The organism is Pantoea sp. EKM20T, from assembly GCF_011800485.1.
In the GTDB taxonomy this organism is placed as follows: Bacteria; Pseudomonadota; Gammaproteobacteria; order Enterobacterales; family Enterobacteriaceae; genus Pantoea; species Pantoea agglomerans.
In genome coordinates, this window is sequence record NZ_JAALFW010000005.1 from 358,037 (window position 1) to 376,877 (window position 18,841).

16 protein-coding genes and 1 other annotated feature (1 of these 17 only partly in view) are annotated in these 18,841 nt (G+C 59.2%); of the genes, 6 read left to right on the forward strand and 10 right to left on the reverse strand.

Annotated elements, in window-relative coordinates:
* Nucleotide 1 precedes the first annotated feature (1 nt).
* The 7 genes from urtD to atzF form a co-directional block, all read right to left on the reverse strand.
* Nucleotides 2-793 (reverse strand): urea ABC transporter ATP-binding protein UrtD, encoded by a 792-nt coding sequence (gene urtD, locus HFD94_RS11985; protein ID WP_010253634.1) that lies wholly within the window; start codon nt 791-793, stop codon nt 2-4.
* Nucleotides 790-1,863, reverse strand: coding sequence for an urea ABC transporter permease subunit UrtC (gene urtC / locus HFD94_RS11990; protein ID WP_010253637.1), 1,074 nt, complete (start codon nt 1,861-1,863; stop codon nt 790-792). The genes urtD and urtC overlap by 4 nt, the downstream gene beginning before the upstream one ends.
* A complete protein-coding gene (urtB, locus tag HFD94_RS11995) occupies nt 1,863-3,428 on the reverse strand; it encodes an urea ABC transporter permease subunit UrtB (protein WP_010671703.1) in 1,566 nt (521 codons plus the stop codon). Before urtB ends, urtC begins: the two co-directional genes overlap by 1 nt.
* A gap of 92 nt (nt 3,429-3,520) precedes the next feature.
* Entirely contained in the window at nt 3,521-4,789 is a 1,269-nt protein-coding gene (gene urtA, locus HFD94_RS12000) for an urea ABC transporter substrate-binding protein (RefSeq protein ID WP_033756912.1), read from the reverse strand.
* Between the two features lie 28 nt (nt 4,790-4,817).
* Nucleotides 4,818-5,519, reverse strand: coding sequence for a GntR family transcriptional regulator (locus HFD94_RS12005; protein WP_010671701.1), 702 nt, complete (start codon nt 5,517-5,519; stop codon nt 4,818-4,820).
* 9 nt (nt 5,520-5,528) lie between these two features.
* The gene (uca, locus tag HFD94_RS12010) at nt 5,529-9,146 is read right to left on the reverse strand and encodes an urea carboxylase (protein ID WP_167433166.1); all 3,618 of its coding nucleotides are present in this window, start codon (nt 9,144-9,146) and stop codon (nt 5,529-5,531) included.
* A 2-nt stretch (nt 9,147-9,148) separates the two neighbouring features.
* On the reverse strand, nt 9,149-10,945 hold the full coding sequence (atzF, locus tag HFD94_RS12015) for an allophanate hydrolase (protein ID WP_122889262.1): 1,797 nt from the start codon (nt 10,943-10,945) through the stop codon (nt 9,149-9,151).
* Between the two features lie 269 nt (nt 10,946-11,214).
* On the opposite strand from atzF, the gene sltY reads away from it, so the two are divergent.
* Both sltY and trpR read left to right on the forward strand, forming a co-directional pair.
* Nucleotides 11,215-13,134: a murein transglycosylase gene (gene sltY / locus HFD94_RS12020; RefSeq protein WP_167433167.1), complete on the forward strand. Its 1,920-nt coding sequence runs from the start codon at nt 11,215-11,217 to the stop codon at nt 13,132-13,134.
* Nucleotides 13,135-13,179: 45 nt separating this feature from the next.
* The gene (gene trpR, locus HFD94_RS12025) at nt 13,180-13,497 is read left to right on the forward strand and encodes a trp operon repressor (RefSeq protein WP_010671698.1); all 318 of its coding nucleotides are present in this window, start codon (nt 13,180-13,182) and stop codon (nt 13,495-13,497) included.
* Here the strand turns inward: trpR and yjjX are convergent, their stop codons facing one another.
* On the reverse strand, nt 13,498-14,016 hold the full coding sequence (gene yjjX / locus HFD94_RS12030) for an inosine/xanthosine triphosphatase (RefSeq protein WP_010253660.1): 519 nt from the start codon (nt 14,014-14,016) through the stop codon (nt 13,498-13,500). It lies immediately after the preceding gene.
* 206 nt (nt 14,017-14,222) lie between these two features.
* Between yjjX and gpmB the strand changes: the two genes are divergently transcribed.
* Nucleotides 14,223-14,870: a 2,3-diphosphoglycerate-dependent phosphoglycerate mutase GpmB gene (gene gpmB / locus HFD94_RS12035; RefSeq protein WP_010253664.1), complete on the forward strand. Its 648-nt coding sequence runs from the start codon at nt 14,223-14,225 to the stop codon at nt 14,868-14,870.
* A gap of 42 nt (nt 14,871-14,912) precedes the next feature.
* Here the strand turns inward: gpmB and robA are convergent, their stop codons facing one another.
* A complete protein-coding gene (robA, locus tag HFD94_RS12040) occupies nt 14,913-15,794 on the reverse strand; it encodes an MDR efflux pump AcrAB transcriptional activator RobA (RefSeq protein WP_033756504.1) in 882 nt (293 codons plus the stop codon).
* A gap of 194 nt (nt 15,795-15,988) precedes the next feature.
* Here robA and creA point away from each other — a divergent pair, with 194 nt between their 5' ends.
* Nucleotides 15,989-16,462: a protein CreA gene (gene creA, locus HFD94_RS12045; RefSeq protein WP_167433168.1), complete on the forward strand. Its 474-nt coding sequence runs from the start codon at nt 15,989-15,991 to the stop codon at nt 16,460-16,462.
* Between the two features lie 71 nt (nt 16,463-16,533).
* On the opposite strand, the gene arcA is transcribed toward creA, so the two are convergent.
* Entirely contained in the window at nt 16,534-17,250 is a 717-nt protein-coding gene (gene arcA / locus HFD94_RS12050; RefSeq protein ID WP_010253677.1) for a two-component system response regulator ArcA, read from the reverse strand.
* 609 nt (nt 17,251-17,859) lie between these two features.
* Between arcA and HFD94_RS12055 the strand changes: the two genes are divergently transcribed.
* Nucleotides 17,860-18,564 (forward strand): tRNA/rRNA methyltransferase, encoded by a 705-nt coding sequence (locus HFD94_RS12055; protein ID WP_069025805.1) that lies wholly within the window; start codon nt 17,860-17,862, stop codon nt 18,562-18,564.
* A 188-nt stretch (nt 18,565-18,752) separates the two neighbouring features.
* Complete coding sequence (thrL, locus tag HFD94_RS12060) at nt 18,753-18,821, forward strand: thr operon leader peptide (protein WP_071591720.1); 69 nt, start codon at nt 18,753-18,755, stop codon at nt 18,819-18,821.
* Nucleotides 18,760-18,841 (forward strand) — a sequence feature (Thr leader region) (it continues 37 nt past the right edge of the window). (Overlaps the previous gene by 62 nt.)

Below are 18,841 nucleotides of genomic sequence, written 5' to 3' on the forward strand. Positions count from 1 at the left end.
TTCAGCGCCCCAGATAAACGTCGATAACCTGCTCGTTGGCCTGCACGTCGCGCAGCGAACCCTCGGCCAACACCTGACCCTGATGCAGCACCGTCACGTGGTCGGCAATGGTTTCGACAAAGCCCATGTCATGCTCCACCACCATCAGCGAATGCTTGCCCGCCAGGCTGCGGAACAGCTCGGCGGTGTAGTCCGTTTCGGCATCGGTCATGCCCGCGGCCGGTTCATCCAGCAGCAGCAGATGCGGCTCCTGCACCAGCAGCATGCCGATCTCCAGAAACTGCTTCTGGCCATGCGACAGCAGGCCCGCGCGACGCTGGCGTTCGCCGCCCAGCCGCAGCAGTTTCAGCACCTCATCAATGCGATCACGCTGTTCGCCGCTGAGGCGGGCGCGCAGGCTGGCCCAGACCGATTTATCGGCTTTAAGCGCGATCTCCAGATTTTCGAACACGGTTAACGCCTCAAACACCGTGGGCTTCTGGAACTTGCGGCCGATCCCGGCGCGGGCGATCTCCACCGGCGAGAGACGGGTCAGATCGCTGTCCTGGTCGTAGATCACCCGGCCGGCATCGGGCCGGGTTTTGCCGGTGATCACATCCATCAGCGTGGTTTTGCCCGCACCGTTGGGGCCGATCACGCAGCGCAGTTCCCCGACGCCGATCTGCAGCGAAAGATCGGTCAGCGCCCGGAAGCCTTCAAACGACACGCTGATCTTCTCCAGTTGCAGCACCGGATCGCGCTGCACCCGATGGCGATCCGCCAGTTGAGTTTGGGTAAACAGGACATCACTCATTTTTTCCTCCGGCGCAGCAGGCCAATCACGCCGTGCGGCAGAAACAGCGTGACCAGGATAAACATCAGCCCCAGGAAAAAGAGCCAGTATTCGGGGAAGGCGACGGTGAAGAAGCTGCGTGCGCCGTTAACAATCGCGGCACCCAGCAGCGGGCCTATCAGCGTGCCGCGTCCGCCCAGCGCCACCCAGATCGCCGCTTCAATCGAATTGGCCGGTGACATCTCACCCGGATTGATAATGCCGACCTGCGGCACATAGAGCGCCCCGGCCAGGCCGCACAGCACGGCGGAGAGCGTCCAGACAAACAGCTTGAAACCGCGCGGGTCGTAACCACAGAACATCAGGCGGTTCTCCGCATCCCGCACCGCAGTCAGCACCCGGCCAAATTTGCTGCGCGCCAGGGCGAAGCCGATCGCCAGGCTCAGCAGCAGCAGCAGCACCGTGGCGATAAACAGCCCGATACGGGTGGGGGTTGCCGTCACCGAAAAGCCGAGCAGGGTAGTAAAGCCGGTAAAGCCATTGTTGCCGCCAAAACCGGTTTCGTTGCGGAAGAACAGCAGCATCCCGGCGTAGGTCAGCGCCTGGGTCATGATGGAGAAGTAGACGCCTTTAATCTTCGAGCGAAAGGCGAAGAAGCCAAAAATCAGCGCCAGCAGGCCCGGCACCAGCATGCTCAGGCAGAGCGCCCAGGCGAAATAGTCGGTGCCGGTCCAGAACCAGGGCAGTTCCCGCCAGGAGAGAAAGGACATAAAGGCGGGTAAACCCTCGCCTGCGGCCTGGCGCATCAGGTACATGCCCATGGCATATCCACCCAGGGCGAAAAAGATGCCGTGGCCCAGCGACAGCAGTCCGGCGTAGCCCCACACCAGATCCAGCGCCACCGCGACCACCGCGTAGCAGAGGATTTTGCCGACCAGCGTCAGGGTATAGGTGGAGATCGCCAGCGGATGCGTGGCGGGCAGCAGCGCCAGAAACGGCATCACCAGGAGCGCCACGGTAATTGCCAGGCCAATGCTGATGGTCAGGCGCGGCGCGGTGCGCGCCACGCGAAGCGTGATGGGTTGCGTCATCAGTCAGTCACCCTTCCTTTTACCGCAAACAGCCCCTGCGGACGTTTCTGAATAAACAGCACGATAATCACCAGAATCAGGATCTTGCCCAGCACGGCGCCAATCTGCGGCTCCAGCACTTTGTTGAGAATGCCCAGACTGAACGCGGCAACCACGGTGCCCGCCAGCTGACCGACGCCACCCAGCACCACCACCAGGAACGAGTCGATAATGTAGCCCTGGCCCAGCTCCGGCCCGACGTTACCGAGCTGCGACAGCGCCACGCCGCCCAGTCCGGCAATCCCCGAGCCGAGTCCAAACGCCAGCATATCGACGCGACCAGTCGGCACGCCGCAGCAATCCGCCATGGCGCGGTTCTGGGTCACGGCGCGCACGTTCATGCCAAGGCGGGTCCGGTTCAGCAGCAACCAGGTGAGCGCCAGCACAAACACCACAAACAGGATCACCGCGATGCGGTTCCACGGCAGCACCAGATTGGGCAGCAGCTGTAAGCCGCCGGAGAGCCACGCCGGATTCGCCACCTCCAGGTTTTGCGCCCCGAACAGCACCCGTACCAGCTGGATCAGCATCAGGCTGATCCCCCAGGTGGCGAGCAGCGTCTCCAGCGGACGGCCATAGAGATGGCGGATCACCGTGCGTTCCAGCGTCATGCCGATGGCGGCGGTAACCAGAAAGGCAACCGGCAGCGCCAGCAGCGGATACCAGGCTAAATAGTGCGGCGCAAACTGCTGAAACAGGCTCTGTACCCACCAGGTGGCGTAAGCGCCGAGCATCAGCATTTCACCGTGCGCCATGTTGATCACCCCGAGCAGGCCATAGGTGATCGCCAGACCCAGCGCGGCCAGTAGCAGGATGGAACCCAGCGACAGGCCGCTGAAGGCCTGCCCCAGCAGATCGCCCCACATCAGCCGTTTCTGAATCTGTTGCAGACTTTCCGCCGCGGCGGCCCGCACCGTGGTATCCGGCTCATTCGCGGTCTGGGTCAGGCGTTGCAGGCTGGCCTGCGTATTGGGATCGCTGGACTCACCCAGCAGTTTTACCGCCCGCAGGCGCACCATCGGCTCGCCATCTGCCAGTTGCAGGTTCGCCAGCGCCAGCGCGAGTGCGGCATGAACCCGGCTGTCCTGCTCGGCGGCAAAACGCTGCTCCAGCAGCGGCAGCTGGTCAGCAACGCCCTCACTTTGCAGCTGCTGCGCTGCGCGCAGACGCAGGGCCGTATCAGTGCTGACAAGCTGGTGGGCGGCCAGCGCGTTGTTAACCAGCACGCGCAGGCGATTGTTCATAAACAGCTTTTTCAGGTTTCCCGTGGGCTGCGCCATCGCATCCAGCGGCTGCAGCGTGGATCCCTGCTGGCTGAACGGCTGTTTATTCTGGTCGATGACCACCGTTTCGGCATGCAGCGCTTCCAGCAGCGGCAGACGATGGCTGTCCGGTGCGGCGGCCCACTGCTGCAGCAGCGTGGCCTGCTGACTGCGGCTGGCGGCGGCAAAGTCAGCCGCCGGTCCGGCACTGGCCAACAGCGGCATCAGCAGCAGCAGGCTGAAAAAGCAGCGACATAGATTCATAAAAGGAGCCTCGTCAGGGGAGGGCAGCACGGCGGGGTGCCGTGCTGCCGCTTCACAGCGGGTGACGCTGCGTATCTATCAGCAACCCGCGATTACTGCGCGGTCTTCACCGGGTGATCGGGTTTTTTGTCGTTACCGGCAATGTACGGGCTCCACGGCTGCGCACGTACCGGCTGATCGGTCTGCCACACCACGCTGAACTGGCCGTTCTCTTCCACTTCGCCAATCATGACCGGCTTATGCAGATGATGGTTGGTCTGATCCATGGTCAGGGTAAAGCCATCCGGCGCTTTAAAGGTCTGACCGGCCATCGCCGCCCGCACTTTGTCCACATCCGTGGTGCCCGCTTTTTCCACCGCCTGCGCCCACATATGAATGCCAACATAGGTCGCTTCCATCGGGTCGTTGGTGACGACGGTGGCGGCGTTCGGCAGGTTATGTGCTTTGGCATATGCGCGGTAGTCGGCGACAAACTTCGCGTTGGTCGGATTATCGATCGACTCGAAATAGTTCCAGGCGGCTAACTGACCCACCAGCGGTTTGGTATCGATGCCGCGCAGCTCCTCTTCGCCCACCGAGAAGGCGACCACCGGAATGTCAGTGGCTTTGATCCCCTGGTTCGCCAGCTCTTTGTAGAACGGCACGTTGGAGTCGCCGTTGATCGTGGAAACCACCGCCGTTTTGCCGCCAGCCGCAAACTTTTTGATGTTGGAGACAATGGTCTGGTAGTCGCTGTAACCAAACGGCGTGTAGACCTCTTCGATATCTTTATCCGCCACGCCTTTGCTGTGCAGGAAGGCGCGCAGGATCTTGTTGGTAGTACGCGGATAGACATAGTCGGTACCAAGCAGGAAGAAGCGTTTCGCGCTGCCGCCATCTTCGCTCATCAGGTACTCCACCGCCGGAATCGCCTGCTGGTTAGGCGCAGCGCCGGTGTAGAAGACGTTGGGTGACATCTCTTCCCCTTCATACTGCACCGGATAGAACAGCAGGCCGTTCAGCTCTTCAAACACCGGCAGCACCGATTTGCGCGACACCGAGGTCCAGCAGCCAAACACCACCGCCGCCTTATCCTGAGTCAGCAGCTGCCGCGCCTTCTCGGCAAACAGCGGCCAGTTAGAGGCGGGATCGACCACCACCGGCTCCAGCTTTTTCCCCAGCACGCCTCCTTTGGCGTTGATCTCATCAATGGTCATCAGCGCCACATCTTTCAGCGGCGTTTCCGAAATCGCCATGGTGCCGGAGAGCGAATGCATGATCCCCACTTTGATGGTGTCAGCCGCCTGCACACTCCAGGCGAACCCCATGCTGACAACGGTGGCGGAGAGGGCGAAAGCCTTGATCAACGAACGTCTTTTCATCATCTGAAACCCCTGAGTAGTTGTTGTGTTATTCGGTGAGCTGGAGCCGGGCCTGCTGAAGGCGGTGCAGCGTGATCTTTCTGACCTCCGCCTTACTCACGGCGATGTGATCGGTCAGGATGCGTTGCGCCCCGGCGGTCTGCTGCTGAAAAATTGCCTGTAAAATCTGTGCATGTTCCTGATAAGTGGCACAGATGCGATCGTCGCGAGTGAAGTCGAGCCGACGGATAATGCGGATCTTCTCGGTGAGTTCGGCGTGAATGCGTGCCATCTCCGGGTTACCCGCTGCCGCCACCAGCGTCATGTGAAATGCCTCGTCATGCTGCGATACCACCAGGCCCTCTGTAAGCGGCTCCGCCTCGCACCAGAACTGGTTCAGTTCGTTTAACAGCGCGGCACACTGCGGCGCGGGCAGGGCGCAGAGGCGTTTTACCGCCTCGCACTCCAGCACGGTGCGCAGGTCATACAGCGATTCGAACCAGGCGAAATCGAAGTTCTTAATCTGCCAGCCGCTGCGAAACCAGACGTCGACAAAGCCTTCGCGTTCCAGCCGGAACAGCGCCTGACGGACCGGGGTGCGGCTGACCGCCATCCGTCCGGCGATTTCGCTTTCACTGAAGCGATCGCCGGGCATCAGGCGAAAGGCGAAGATATCGTCCTTCAGCGCCTGATAAACCCGTTCCGCCAGCGCTTCCGGGCGGGCTTTAGGGGAGTGGGGTTGCGTTGTCATTACCGCTCCTTATTCCAGCCACAGCAGGTTATCGCCAGGACTGACCGGACGGCCCGCCTGGCAGGCAATCCGCGTCACACGACCGGCCTGCGGGGCGATAATCGCCAGCTCCATCTTCATCGCCTCTACGATAATCAGCGTCTGCCCGGCGCTGACCTCGTCGCCCGGCTGCACCAGCACTTTCCAGATGTTGCCATTGAGATCCGCCTGCACCGGTAGCCCGTTCTCCTCCTCTTCGCTGACGCTGGCGCGCGTTTCATCCTCCGGCGGCGCGTTCTGCTCCTCCTGCGCCCATAGCTGCACTTCCTGTTCAAAGGCGGCGGCCTGGCGCTGGCGGAACGCTGCAATTTCAGCGGCGTGGTCGGCGAGGAACTGCTGGTGGGCGGCAAAATCAAACTGCGTCTCTTCAATACGCAGGCTGGCGCGGCCTTCGCGGAAATCTTCGCGCAGCTGGGTCAGTTCGGTTTCACTCACCGGATAGAAGCGCACCTGATCGAAGAAGCGCAGCAGCCACGGCGCATCGGTAGCGAACTGCGGATTTTTCAGGAAGGTGTTCCAGATGGGCAGCGTGCGGCCCACCAGCTGATAGCCGCCGGGCGAATCCATGCCGTAGATGCACATGTACATGCCGCCGATCCCTACGGTGCCTTCGGCGGTGAAGGTGCGCGCCGGACTGTATTTGGAACTCAGCAGGCGATGGCGTGGATCGATCGGAACGGCACAGGGCGCGCCAAGGTAGACGTCGCCCAGCCCCAGCACCAGATAGCTGGCGTTGAACAGGGTATCGCGCACCTCATCGCGGCTGCTTAAGCCATTAATCCGCTGGATAAAGTCCACGTTGTTGGGCAGCCAGGGGGCGCTGGCGCGCACCGTCTCCTGATAGCGGCTGACGGCGCCCAGCGTGGCGCTGTCTTCAAATGCCATCGGCATCCACACCACGCGGGAGGGCACTTTCAGCGTGCTGACGTCGCCCAGCGTCGCTTCCAGCGCCAGCAGCAGTGACATCAGCCGGGACTGGTTAATGATGCGGCTGTCGTAGCGCACCTGCAGCGAACGCACGCCAGGCGACAGCTCCTCTACGCCGGGCTCCGCCTGCGCCGTCAGCGCATTCATCAGCAGATGGACACGCAGACGCAGCGCCAGATCCAGCACATTGTCGCCATACTCAATCAGCACATATTTGTCGCCCGCCTGGCGATAGACCACTTTCGGCGTGCTGGTCGTGGCCTCCAGAGCGGCCAGAATCGTGGCGGAGCCGTGGGCGGTTTCGGCCAGTGACGGCACGGAAAACGTGGGCGGATGCTCAGGCCGCAATGTCTCAATCAGATGCATCTGCGCTTTTTCCCGCGCCAGCGCATCGTCTGCGGTGATGGGGTGGAAGCGGATGGTGTCGCCAGGTTTAACCTGGCCTACTTTCCACAGCTCGGCTTTGGCGATGGTCACCGGACAGACAAAGCCGCCGAGACTCGGGCCGTCGTGCGTCAGGATCACCGGGAAGTCGCCGGTGAAATTGACCGCGCCAATGGCATATTCACAGTCGTGAACGTTGGAGGGATGCAGGCCCGCTTCGCCGCCGTTGGCGCGGGTCCAGGTCGGTTTCGGGCCGACCAGCCGCACGCCGAGGCGGTTGGAGTTGTAGTGCACCTGCCAGTCACTGGCAAAGAATGCATCGATGGCGGCCTGGGTGAAGAAATCTGGTGCGCCGTGCGGGCCGTAGAGCACGCCGATGCGCCACTCGCTGCCGTAGTGCGGAATCAGCGCCGCATCGAGCGGCTGCGGATCGCTGACCGGGGCAGGCGTGGTGCAGGCTGCCCGATCAGGCTGGGAGATCGCCAGCATATCGGCAACCCGCAGGGTGCGTCCGGCGTGACCGCCAAACTGGCCCAGCGAAAAGGTGCTGCGGCTGCCCAGATACTCCGGCACGTCGAAGCCGTTACGTACGGCCAGATAGCTGCGGCAGCCCGTCCGGGCGCGTCCCAGCACCAGAGTCTCTCCCGCTTTCACCGCCAGCGGCTGCCAGGTGCTGACCGGTTCGCCCTCCAGCGTGGCGTCGCAGTCAGCACCGGTCAGCGCCACGATGGCATCACAGTGGAAACGCAGCGTCGGCCCCTGCAGGGTAAATTCCAGCCCCGCCGCCGCGTCATGATTACCGACGATGCGGTTAGCCAGCCGGAAAGCGAAGTCATCCATCGGGCCGGAAGGCGGCACGCCGATATCCCAGTAGCCGAGGCGGCCTGGATAGTCCTGAACCGAACTGAAGGTGCCGGGTTGCAGCACTTCCACCACGGAGGAGGCAGGCACCACGCTGTCGAGGTAGCGCGTCCAGACGTTGCCGCTGCGAAACGCGTCGCTGGCGGTAATCTGGCGCAGATAGTCGAGGTTGGTGGCGATGCCGTGCAGCTGAGTGGCATCCAGCGCATGGTGAAGTTTTTCCAGCGCCGCATCGCGGGTGTCGGCATGCACGATCAGTTTGGCGATCATCGGATCGTAGAAGCTGGAGACCTCGCTGCCGGTTTCGATGCCGCTGTCGACCCGCACGCCGTCAGGGAAAGTTACGCCGGTTAGCAGGCCGGGGCTGGGCTGAAAGTTCTTCAGTGGATCTTCCGCATAGAGCCGCACTTCAATGGCGGCGCCCTGCGGCGCCTGCTGCAGACGTGACCAGTCAACCGCATCGCCCGCCGCCACCTGCAACATGCACTCCACCAGATCGAGTCCGGTGACGCACTCAGTGACCGGATGCTCCACCTGCAGGCGGGTGTTCACTTCCAGAAAGTAAAAGGCCTGCTGGTCGACGTCGTAGATATACTCCACGGTGCCTGCGCTGCGGTAGTTCACCCGCTCGCCGAGCCGCACCGCCGAGGCGAGCAGGGCGTCACGCGTCGCCGGAGACAGGCCGGGCGCGGGCGTCTCTTCCACCACCTTTTGATTGCGGCGCTGCAGTGAGCAGTCGCGTTCACCCAGCGCGACCACAGTGCCGTTACCGTCACCAAAAATCTGCACTTCTACGTGGCGGGCGCGATCGATGCAGCGCTCCAGAAACACGCCCGCATCACTGAAGAACTGCTCGCCAAGACGGCGTACGCTCTCCCAGGCGCTGGCGAGCGCACCGGCGTCGGCGCAGCGCGTCAGGCCAATGCCGCCGCCGCCCGCCGTGCTTTTCAGCATCACCGGATAGCCGATCTTATCGGCCGCCTGCATCGCCTCCTCCAGCGACGCAAGCAGCGGTGTGCCGGGCGTCATTGGTACACCCGCACTGGCTGCCAGCTCACGGGCACGGTGCTTAAGGCCGAACTCACCAATCTGCTGCGCGGTGGGGCCGACAAAGGCGATCCCCGCCGCTTCACAGGCTTCGGCAAACGGCTGGCTTTCTGAAAGAAAACCGTAGCCCGGCCAGATAGCCTGCGCGCCGCTCTGCTGAGCTGCCGCCAGAATTTTGTCGATGCGCAGATAGCTGTCGCTGGCTTTATCGCCGCCCAGCGCGATAGCGATATCCGCCTGCTTAACGTGCTGCGCGTTGCGGTCAGCATCTGAATAGACCGCGACACTTTTGACGCCAAGGCGCTTCAGCGTCCGAATGGCGCGGCAGGCGATTTCGCCGCGGTTGGCAATCAGTACGGTGGTGAACATGATCAGTGACTCCCCTGTGATGCCAGCCAGTTGCGCCAGCCGCCCGTCTCAGTAATCTCCAGCGCGTTGTTCAGCGCCGCGCCTTCGCAGATAAAGCCTTTCACCACCCGCCCATCCGCCAGCGTCAGGCTGCCGATGCCCAGCGGTGCGGGAATCTCCGCTACAAACTCACCAAAGCGCGCCAGCGGGATATCCCACAGCTCTACGGTGATAGCGGCGCCCTGTTCGTCACGCATCAGGCCGGGTTTTTTGATCGCGCCCTCCAGCAGGGCAAACAGGCGATAGTGTGGCGCGGTTTTCGTCTCTTCCAACCAGACGGCATGGCGATCGGTGAGCTGGAAATTAAGCGGCATTCCGGTGAGATGCGCGCCCACTACCGCCAGCCGGACATGGTCGGCGGAGGCGGGCAGGCTGATGCGCCAGGCAGGGCAGGGCTGGCCGGTCGCGCCCAGCGGCAGAGCAAGCTGCTGCTGCCAGCGAATGCCAAACTCAGCCAGCGCCCGATCGTGCCAGGCGGGCGCAATCAGCGTGATGCCTGCCGGGAGATCGTCATTGCGGAACGGTGCGGGCAACGCCAGCGCGGCGAGGTCGGCAAGGTTGGTAAAGTTGGTATAGGTGCCAAACTGCGAGTTGTAGTGAATCGGCTCCTGCTTCATCTCCTCCAGGGTATGAATCGTGGGCGAGGTCGGCACCACCAGCGCGTCAAACTGTGCCAGCGTCTGCTGAATCTGGCGCGTCAGTTCGGCCCGCAGATACTCCGCCTTATAGGCGTCGACTGCGCTGTATTTCAGGCCGCTGGCGATAATCTCGTGTACCACCGGATCCATCTCCGCCGGGCGATCAAGCATCCCGCCCACCGCCGCCGTGCGTTCGGCGACCCAGGCACCGTAGTAGAGCTGTTCAGCCAGCTTCCGGAACGGGGTGAAGTCGATAGGGTGCAGCGTCACGCCACCCGCCTGCAATGCCTCCAGCGCCTGGTCCCAGGCGGCTTCGGCGGCGGCATCATCAAAAAACTCCGGGTTCAAAGGTACCGCAAAATGGGGATGGACGGGCAGGCTGGCCGGGGCGGTGCGCGGATTAATGCGCGAATAGGCGTCACCGGCATCATAGCCACCCATGACGCTGGCGACGCTAAAGGCATCTTCTGCCGTCAACGCAAACACGGAAATCGTGTCGTTGAGGCGGCAGGCGGGCACCACGCCGCGTGCAGAGAACCAGCCCTTGGTCGGCTTCAGTCCGACAATATTGTTAAAGCCCGCCGGAACGCGGCCCGATCCCGCAGTATCGGTGCCCAGTGAAAAGGCGACCAGCCCGCGCGCCAGCACCGACGCGGAGCCGGAGCTGGAGCCGCCACTGACGTAATCGGCATCAAAGGTGTTACTGACCGCGCCAAACGGGGAGCGGGTGCCCACCAGGCCGGTAGCGAACTGATCGAGGTTGGTTTTGCCGATGACTATCGCGCCGGCGGCTTTCAGGCGGGCGACCGCTACCGCGTCTTCGCTGGCGGTATAGGTAAAGGCGGGGCAGGCGGCGCTGGTCGGCCAGCCCGCTACATCAATGTTGTCTTTGACGGCGAAGGGAACACCAAACAGCGGCAGCGATCCGGGATCGCGCTGATAGTGCGCCAGCAGTGGCTCAATCTGAGCTGCTAACTGCTCCGGTGTCGCCAGATAGATCCAGGCATTATCGTGTGTGTCGAGAGCCGCCAGGTGGGCGTTCAGCAGTGACGTAATCTGTTGCGGCGCCTGCTGATAGCGCTGCTGCCAGGCGTGAAGCGTCAGGCCAAAGGTTGAAGTCATACGAAGAATTCCAGCTGGTATACAAGATGGAATTCAACAGAGCAAAGGCTGTGCCACTTTTTTAACGCAATGATTCAACAGTTTAATGCGTTCAGTGATAAGATTTTCTGATGATAATTTGCACAATTACGGCGCGCACGCTGAACGATGACGGTGCGTTTACCTTTCGTATGCGTAAATTTTGTGAAGAACATGGCAAGAGTCCGGTGGCCTGGTTAGCATGAAGACTGTCTGGCAACTCGCCGGCCCCAGCAACAGAGGAGATTTACGTGGTGAAGTGGCGTAACTGGATGATAGGGATCTGCATGGCCGGCACGGCCAGCAGCGCATGGGCCGATTCGCTTGATCAACAACGGCAACGTTATCATCAAATTAAACAGGCCTGGGACAGCAATCAGATGGCCACCGTGGATCAGCTGTTGCCCACGCTACAGGATTATCCGCTCTATCCTTATCTGCAATATCGCCTGCTGGCACAGGATCTCGATCAGGAGACCACCCTGGCGGTACAGAACTTTATTCGCCAGTATCCAACGTTGCCACCCGCGCGTTCGCTCAGCACCCGCTTTATTAATGTGCTGGCTTACCGACAGGACTGGCAGGGTGTGCTGAACTTCAGTCCGACCGAACCTAAGCCGGTGCAGGCACGCTGTAACTGGTATTACGCCAAATGGGCCACCGGTCAGCAGCAGGCCGCGTTTGACGGCGCGAAGCAGATCTGGCTGCGTGGCACGGCGCTGCCCGCGGACTGCGATAAGCTCTTTTCGGTCTGGCAGGCGTCCGGTCAGATTTCGCCAATTACGATCCTGGAGCGTATCCGGCTGGCGATGAAAGCAGGCAACGACAGCCTGGTGAGCTATCTGGCGAAAACGTTGCCAACTGACTATCAGACCATGTCTGACGCGATACAGGCCCTGCAGCAGGACCCGTTAACGGTCAGCACCTTCGCCAGCGCCGTCGGGCCAACCGACTTTACCCGCCAGGCGACGATTTACGCCTTTACGCGTGTGGCGCGGCAGGACATGGAAAATGCCCGCAGCCTGATTCCGATCCTGGTCCGGGCGCAGAAGATGGTACCGGAGGATGAGCAGGCGCTGAAGGAGATTGTGGTCTGGCGCATGATGGGCAGCGATCTCACCTCTGAGCAGGCACGCTGGCGCGATGCGGTGGTGATGAACAGCGAGTCTACCGCGCTGGTAGAACGCCGGGTACGACTGGCACTCTCTCAGCATGACCGACGCGGCCTTAACACCTGGATCGCTCGTCTGCCGCTGGAAGCCAAAGAGAAAGATGAATGGCAGTACTGGCAGGCCGATCTGCTGTTTGAGAAAGATCGCAAAGAGGAAGCGGAAGAGATCCTGCGCAAACTGATGCAGGCGCGTGGCTTCTATCCAATGGTGGCCGCACAGCGGCTGGGCGTTGACTACCCGTTGCAGGTGGATGAAGCGCCGAAGCCTGACAGTGCCACGGTGCAGGGACCGGAGCTGGCCCGCGTTCGCGAGCTGATGTACTGGGGACTGGATAACCTGGCGCGCAGCGAGTGGAGCAATCTGATCGGCAGCCGTACGCACACGCAGCAGCAGATGCTGGCACGCTACGCCAATGAGCAGGACTGGTGGGATCTCAGCGTGCAGGCGACCATCACGGCCAAAATGTGGGACAGCCTGAAAGAGCGTTTCCCGCTGGCGTGGCAGAGCGTCTATGAGCGCAACACCGCGGTGAAGCAGATCCCGCCGAGCTATGCGATGGCGATTTCGCGTCAGGAGAGCGCCTGGAATCCGAAAGCGCGTTCACCGGTCGGCGCCAGCGGTCTGATGCAGATTATGCCTGCCACGGCGGCGCATACCGTGAAGATGTACAACATCCCTGGCTACAGCAACACCAGCCAGCTGCTCGATCCGGAAACCAATATTCAGATCGGCACCCAGTATCTGGAATATGTCTATCAGCAGTTCAATCAGAACCGGATCTTCGCCTCGGCGGCCTACAATGCCGGGCCGGGCCGGGTGCGAAGCTGGCAGAAAACCAGTGCGGGCAATCTTGATGCCGTCGCGTTTATCGAGACCATCCCGTTCTCTGAAACGCGTGGCTATGTGAAGAATGTGCTGGCGTACGACGCCTACTATCGTCACTTCATGGGCAAGCCTGACAAGATCCTGTCAGATGCTGAGTGGAATCGCCGTTACTAGCTGTGCTAAGCTTCCGTACTCTTTAGTGAGTACGGAAGCCTCTTCATGACCCATTCTGATTCCCCCACCGATGCGCATCCGGCACAAGATAGCTGGCAACGCTTTGTCGTGCTGATGCAGCAGGCCTTTGCTGATGGTCATGCGCTGCCACTGATGCAACTGATGATGACGCCCGACGAGCGGGAAGCGTTCGGCACCCGTCTGCGGATTATCGAAGAGTTAATGAACGGCGAGATGAGCCAGCGCGAACTGAAAAATGAGCTCGGCGTTGGCATTGCGACCATTACCCGTGGCTCGAACAGCCTGAAAGAGGCGCCGCCGGAGCTGAAACGCTGGCTGGAGGCGCGTCTGGGACGCGCCTGATCACTGCTGGTAAAGCGGATGGATGAACGGGCAGAGCGCCAGAATCAGTGCCTGATGATAGACACTGGAGCGGCTGAGCAGGCCATTTGTGAACGCCCCGATAGCGCCACCCTGGTGTTTGATATTTTCGATGCCGGTTAACCGCGCCATCTCTTCACCCAGCTCCCGGCCTTCACGCAGACCCGCCAGCACCACCGGCGGCAGGGTGAAACTGGCCGAGCGCGATTCGCCGCGCTGCTTCTGATTTTCTACCACCATCCAGGCAAACGCGCTGTCATCTTCGATGCCCGCCTCAATCGCTACCCAGAACGCTGCTTCTGGCCGGACCTGCCGGGCATTCATCACGCGCTGACGTGCGCCAGTTCGCGTTTCGAGATGGGTTAACGGTTGTGCTGCTACGCCGCTATCGACCTCGACCCCTTCAATATGGCAGGATCCCTCGCCGAAAACGTCGTTGAATGCCTGAGCAATCGCATGAATTTTCGCTGGATTGGTGGTGGCTGCGACAACATGGTACATAATTGGTTGAACCCTCAGGTGATTAAGCGCCTGGTCCATCGGGCTGTTTGATTTGTCATTCTGAACCCGGGCAGTGCTCACAATCCTCACGTACTTTCCGTACGCGCCGGTTGTTTCGCGCTCTCCGTGTGCAGACTGACTGCAACAATGACGCCTGATGGGGTAAGCTCTAAAGCGATTTTTGTCGCAGTATAACGGAAACTAACATGCTACAGGTCTATCTTGTTCGTCACGGTGAAACGGTATGGAATGCGGAGCGTCGCATTCAGGGTCAGTCCGACAGTCCGCTGACGGAAAAAGGTGAGCAGCAAGCCTGGCAGGTGGGTGAGCGCGTGAAACATCTGGGCATTACGCACATTATTGCCAGCGATCTGGGGCGTACGCGCCGCACCGCGGAGATTATTGCGGATGCCTGCGGTTGCTCAGTCACGCTTGATCCGCGGTTGCGTGAGCTGAATATGGGGGTGCTGGAGAAGCGTCCGCTGGATGGCTTAACCGCGGAAGAAGAGCAGTGGCGCGCCACGCTGGTCAACGGTACCGAAGGGGGCCGTATTCCTGAAGGGGAGTCGATGACTGAGATGGCGACGCGCATGCACGCCGCGCTGAATGCCTGTCTTGATCTTCCAGCCGGAAGCCGTCCACTGCTCGTCAGTCACGGTATGGCGCTGGGGGCGCTGGTCAGCACGATCCTCGGTCTGCCCGCCTATGCGGAACGTCGTCTGCGTCTGCGTAACTGCTCACTCTCACGTGTTGATTATCAGCAGAGCGCCTGGCTGGCAGAAGGCTGGATTGTCGAGACGGCGGGGGATATTTCCCATCTGGATGCGCCTGCACTCGACGAGCTTCAACGCTGATTTACTTAAAAGGCTGCCGTCGCGATGACGGCAGCCTTAACGTCAGCTGGCTACGGTCTGGCGGCGAATAGGAATCAGATATTCGCAACGGATCTCGGTCGGTGGCTCAGCGCGTTTTTTACCGCCATCGGTGTAAAAGCGTTCGATGTCCTGTCCCTGACGGCGGGTCAGCCCCAGCGTCGGCATGCAGGTACCATAGAGCAGCAGGATAAACTCCTGCAGATTGACGCGCGGGCCGGTATAGGTGAACTGCACGTAGTCGCCCGCTTCCAGAATCACGTTCTGCCCGGAGTGCAGGTTGACCGCGCTGTCAGCAGGCACCGCCGTGGTGTAGAGAATCTCCTGCTCATCATCTTTGTCCTGGCTGGCGCGCACCTGATGCAGGCCATACAGTACCGGCGGCACCGTGTCGGTTTCCAGCAGGAACTGCTTCCAGAAATGAATACGCATTTCGTCGCGGTAGCTGGAAATCTGCTCCAGAATACAGGTGTAGTTCTGGGTTTGTCCTACCAGCACCGTCTCCGGTAAGGTGACGAAAGCCGGTTCCGGCTGCGTCTCATCGTCCAGCCGAATAGGGGGGCGAATACCGAATGAGTTCCAGTCAGAAGAGCGGCGATACCACGCCGGTGTCTGAGCAAACTGCTTCTTGAATGCGCGAGTAAAAGTCTGTTGTGAATCAAAACGATACTGCAGTGCGATGTCCAGAATCGGGCGGCTGGTCAGGCGCAGCGCCACGGCGGCTTTAGACAGACGACGCGCACGAATATAGGCACCTATTGCGTGTCCGGTTACGTCTTTAAACATCCTCTGTAAATGCCATTTAGAGTAACCGGCTTTCTGGGCAACATTGTCCAGTGAAAGGGGTTGATCCAGATGGCTCTCCAGCCAGACAAGCAAATCGCGAATGATACCGGCTTGGTCCATAAAACATCCTCATACTCTGGTGGTGCAGCTAAACGCATTCGAAGAATATTAGCACTCATTGCTCAAAAGACGTGGGCCGTTTTCCGGGGAAGGTTGTGCTAAATCAGTACGGGCTTCAACCCGTTTTGGTTTGGTCATTAACTCGATTAACAGTACATTACATTCTCATCTATTCCATTTGCAATGGTAACTCCATGACAATATTCCGACTTATGATCGCTGCGCTGACCACGCTGACCTTTTCCAGCCCGCTGTTTGCCGAACAGATTGGCTCTGTTGATACGGTATTCAAGATATTCGGGCCTGACCACAAGATTGTCGTTGAGGCTTTCGATGATCCGGACGTTAAAAATGTAACCTGTTATATCAGTCGGGCGAAAACCGGGGGTATTAAAGGCGGACTGGGTCTGGCAGAAGATACCTCTGATGCCGCGATTTCCTGTCAGCAGGTGGGTCCGGTCGAACTGAGTGATAAAATCGCGCAGGGCAAAGCAGAGGGTGAAGTGGTATTCCGCCAGCGCACCTCATTGATCTTCAAGAAGCTGCAGGTTGTACGCTTCTTCGACAAAAAGCGCAACGCCCTGGTCTATCTGACCTATTCCGATAAAGTGGTTAATGGCTCACCGAAAAATGCGATCAGCGCCGTGCCGATTATGCCGTGGCACTGATTATGCCGTCACACTAAGGACAAAAAAAACGCCCGCAGGGGCGTTTTTTATTTGCCGCGTCTGACAGGGGCTTAATCCTGCAGGTCGCCGCAGAAGCGATAACCTTCACCATGAATGGTGGCGATGATCTCTGGCGTGTCCGGCGTTGATTCGAAATGCTTACGAATACGACGGATGGTGACATCGACAGTGCGATCGTGTGGCTTGAGGTCGCGGCCGGTCATTTTTTTCAGCAGATCGGCACGGGTCTGAATTTTACCCGGGTTTTCGCAGAAGTGCAGCATGGCGCGGAACTCACTGCGTGGCAGTTTGTAGTGCTCGCCGTTCGGGTTGATCAGTGAGCGGCTGTTGATATCCAGCTCCCAACCGTTGAACTTGTAGCTCTCTACCTGACGACGCTCTTCGCCTGGCATGGCCAGATTCATGGTGCGCGACAGCAGGTTGCGGGCACGAATAGTCAGCTCACGCGGATTAAACGGTTTGGTGATGTAGTCGTCAGCGCCAATTTCCAGACCAAGAATTTTATCGACTTCGTTGTCACGGCCGGTCAGGAACATCAGGGCGACATTGGCCTGCTCACGCAGTTCACGGGCCAGCAACAGGCCGTTTTTACCGGGCAGGTTGATGTCCATGATGACCAGGTTAACGTCATTGTCGGTCAGCACCTGATGCATTTCAGCACCATCAGTCGCCTCATACACCACATAACCTTCCGCCTCAAAAATACTCTTGAGGGTATTACGCGTGACCAGTTCGTCTTCAACGATAAGAATGTGCGGGGTCTGCATGTTTAGCTACCTAAAATTTGCCAACAAATTGAAAACAGGGCGTACAGCGGTATGGCGTTCTCCATCATCGAGAGCGGTGGGCCGCGCTGAACCGTTGTACGAAATCATATTTTGATAAGCCATCTATCAACGTCAACAACAGTATTAGCTCAGCCAGTCAGGATGAAAATTGCATGCCCCGGGCGTTAATGATAATGGCGCATATCCTAACTGTATTAACAGCAACCTAACAGCACCAACTACAACCGATAAGCATAAAAACAACGCTTCGTTGACTTATATCAAATGCAATTGTAGCACGTTAACACTTTTGTGAAAAACTTCTCGCAGATTGCCTGTTTAGCTCACAAAAAGCATCATTTTCGTTACATTTTTTACGCAGTCGGGCCAAAATAAAACCCGCCGGAAATCACATTCTATCTCGTTGAAGATAAATGGTTTAATAATGATTTCTTTAATAAAGCTCGTTTCAGGGATAAAAAGATTCAGGCCATCACTTTTAACCAGTTTTAACATGGTTAACACACGATTTTCTTATTACCTTCTGGCGACTGAATCATTAACAGCCATGTTAATATGGCGTTATGTTAATGGACCAATGGAATAAATATGCTTTTTCCCCTGATTCTCGTCTCGCCCGCGCGGCCAGAAAATATCGGCGCTGCGGCGCGTGCCATGAAAACCATGGGATTCAGTCAGCTGCGCATCGTTGCCAGTGACGCCTGGCAGGATCCCGCCGCGCGCCGGGTGGCACATGGTGCCGGCGAAATTCTCGACAACGTTCAGACCTTCGCAACCCTGGCCGACGCGTTAGCGGACATCGATTTTTCGGTCGCGACCACCGCGCGCAGCCGGGCAAAGTTTCGTTATTACGCCACACCGGAGCAGGTTGAAACGCAACTGCTGGAGAAACGCCAGTGGGTAAACAGTATGGCGCTGGTGTTTGGCCGCGAAGATAGCGGGCTGACCAACGAGGAGCTGGAGCAGGTAGACCTGCTGACCGGCATCCCGATGGCGAATGACTATCCTTCACTCAATCTCGGACAGGCGGTGATGGTCTACTGTTATCAGCTGTCGAAGCTGAATCAGGTTGAGGCACCAAAAGCCTCTGCGGCGGATGGGCAGCAGTTGCAGGCGCTGCGTCAGCGTTTCCATCAGCTGCTGGCGCAACTGGAGGTCAGTGATGATGAGAAGCTGTCAGACTGGATCGATCAGCGGGTAGGGCTGCTGGAACAGCGCGACAGTGCGATGCTGCATCGTCTGCTGCACGATATTGAAAAAAAACTCACAGATAAATCCTCGGCAAAAAGCTGATTTTACAGCAACAGATCGCAGGGAATTTCTGCATCGCAACCGATCGAACAGCGTTTTACGCTTTCACCGGTGGCTGTGCGCAGTGGTGGAAATCTGCCCGCCGGACAAATCGGGTTGACTTAATGTGCGCTTTGCTTTACTTCTGGAAGCAAGACGGACAGACAAAAACAGACAGAAAATAAATCTAAATGCGTAAAATCAGCCTGAACACCACAATTATTACCACCACCATTACCACAGGTAACGGTGCGGGCTGACGCATACAGGAAAAACAGAA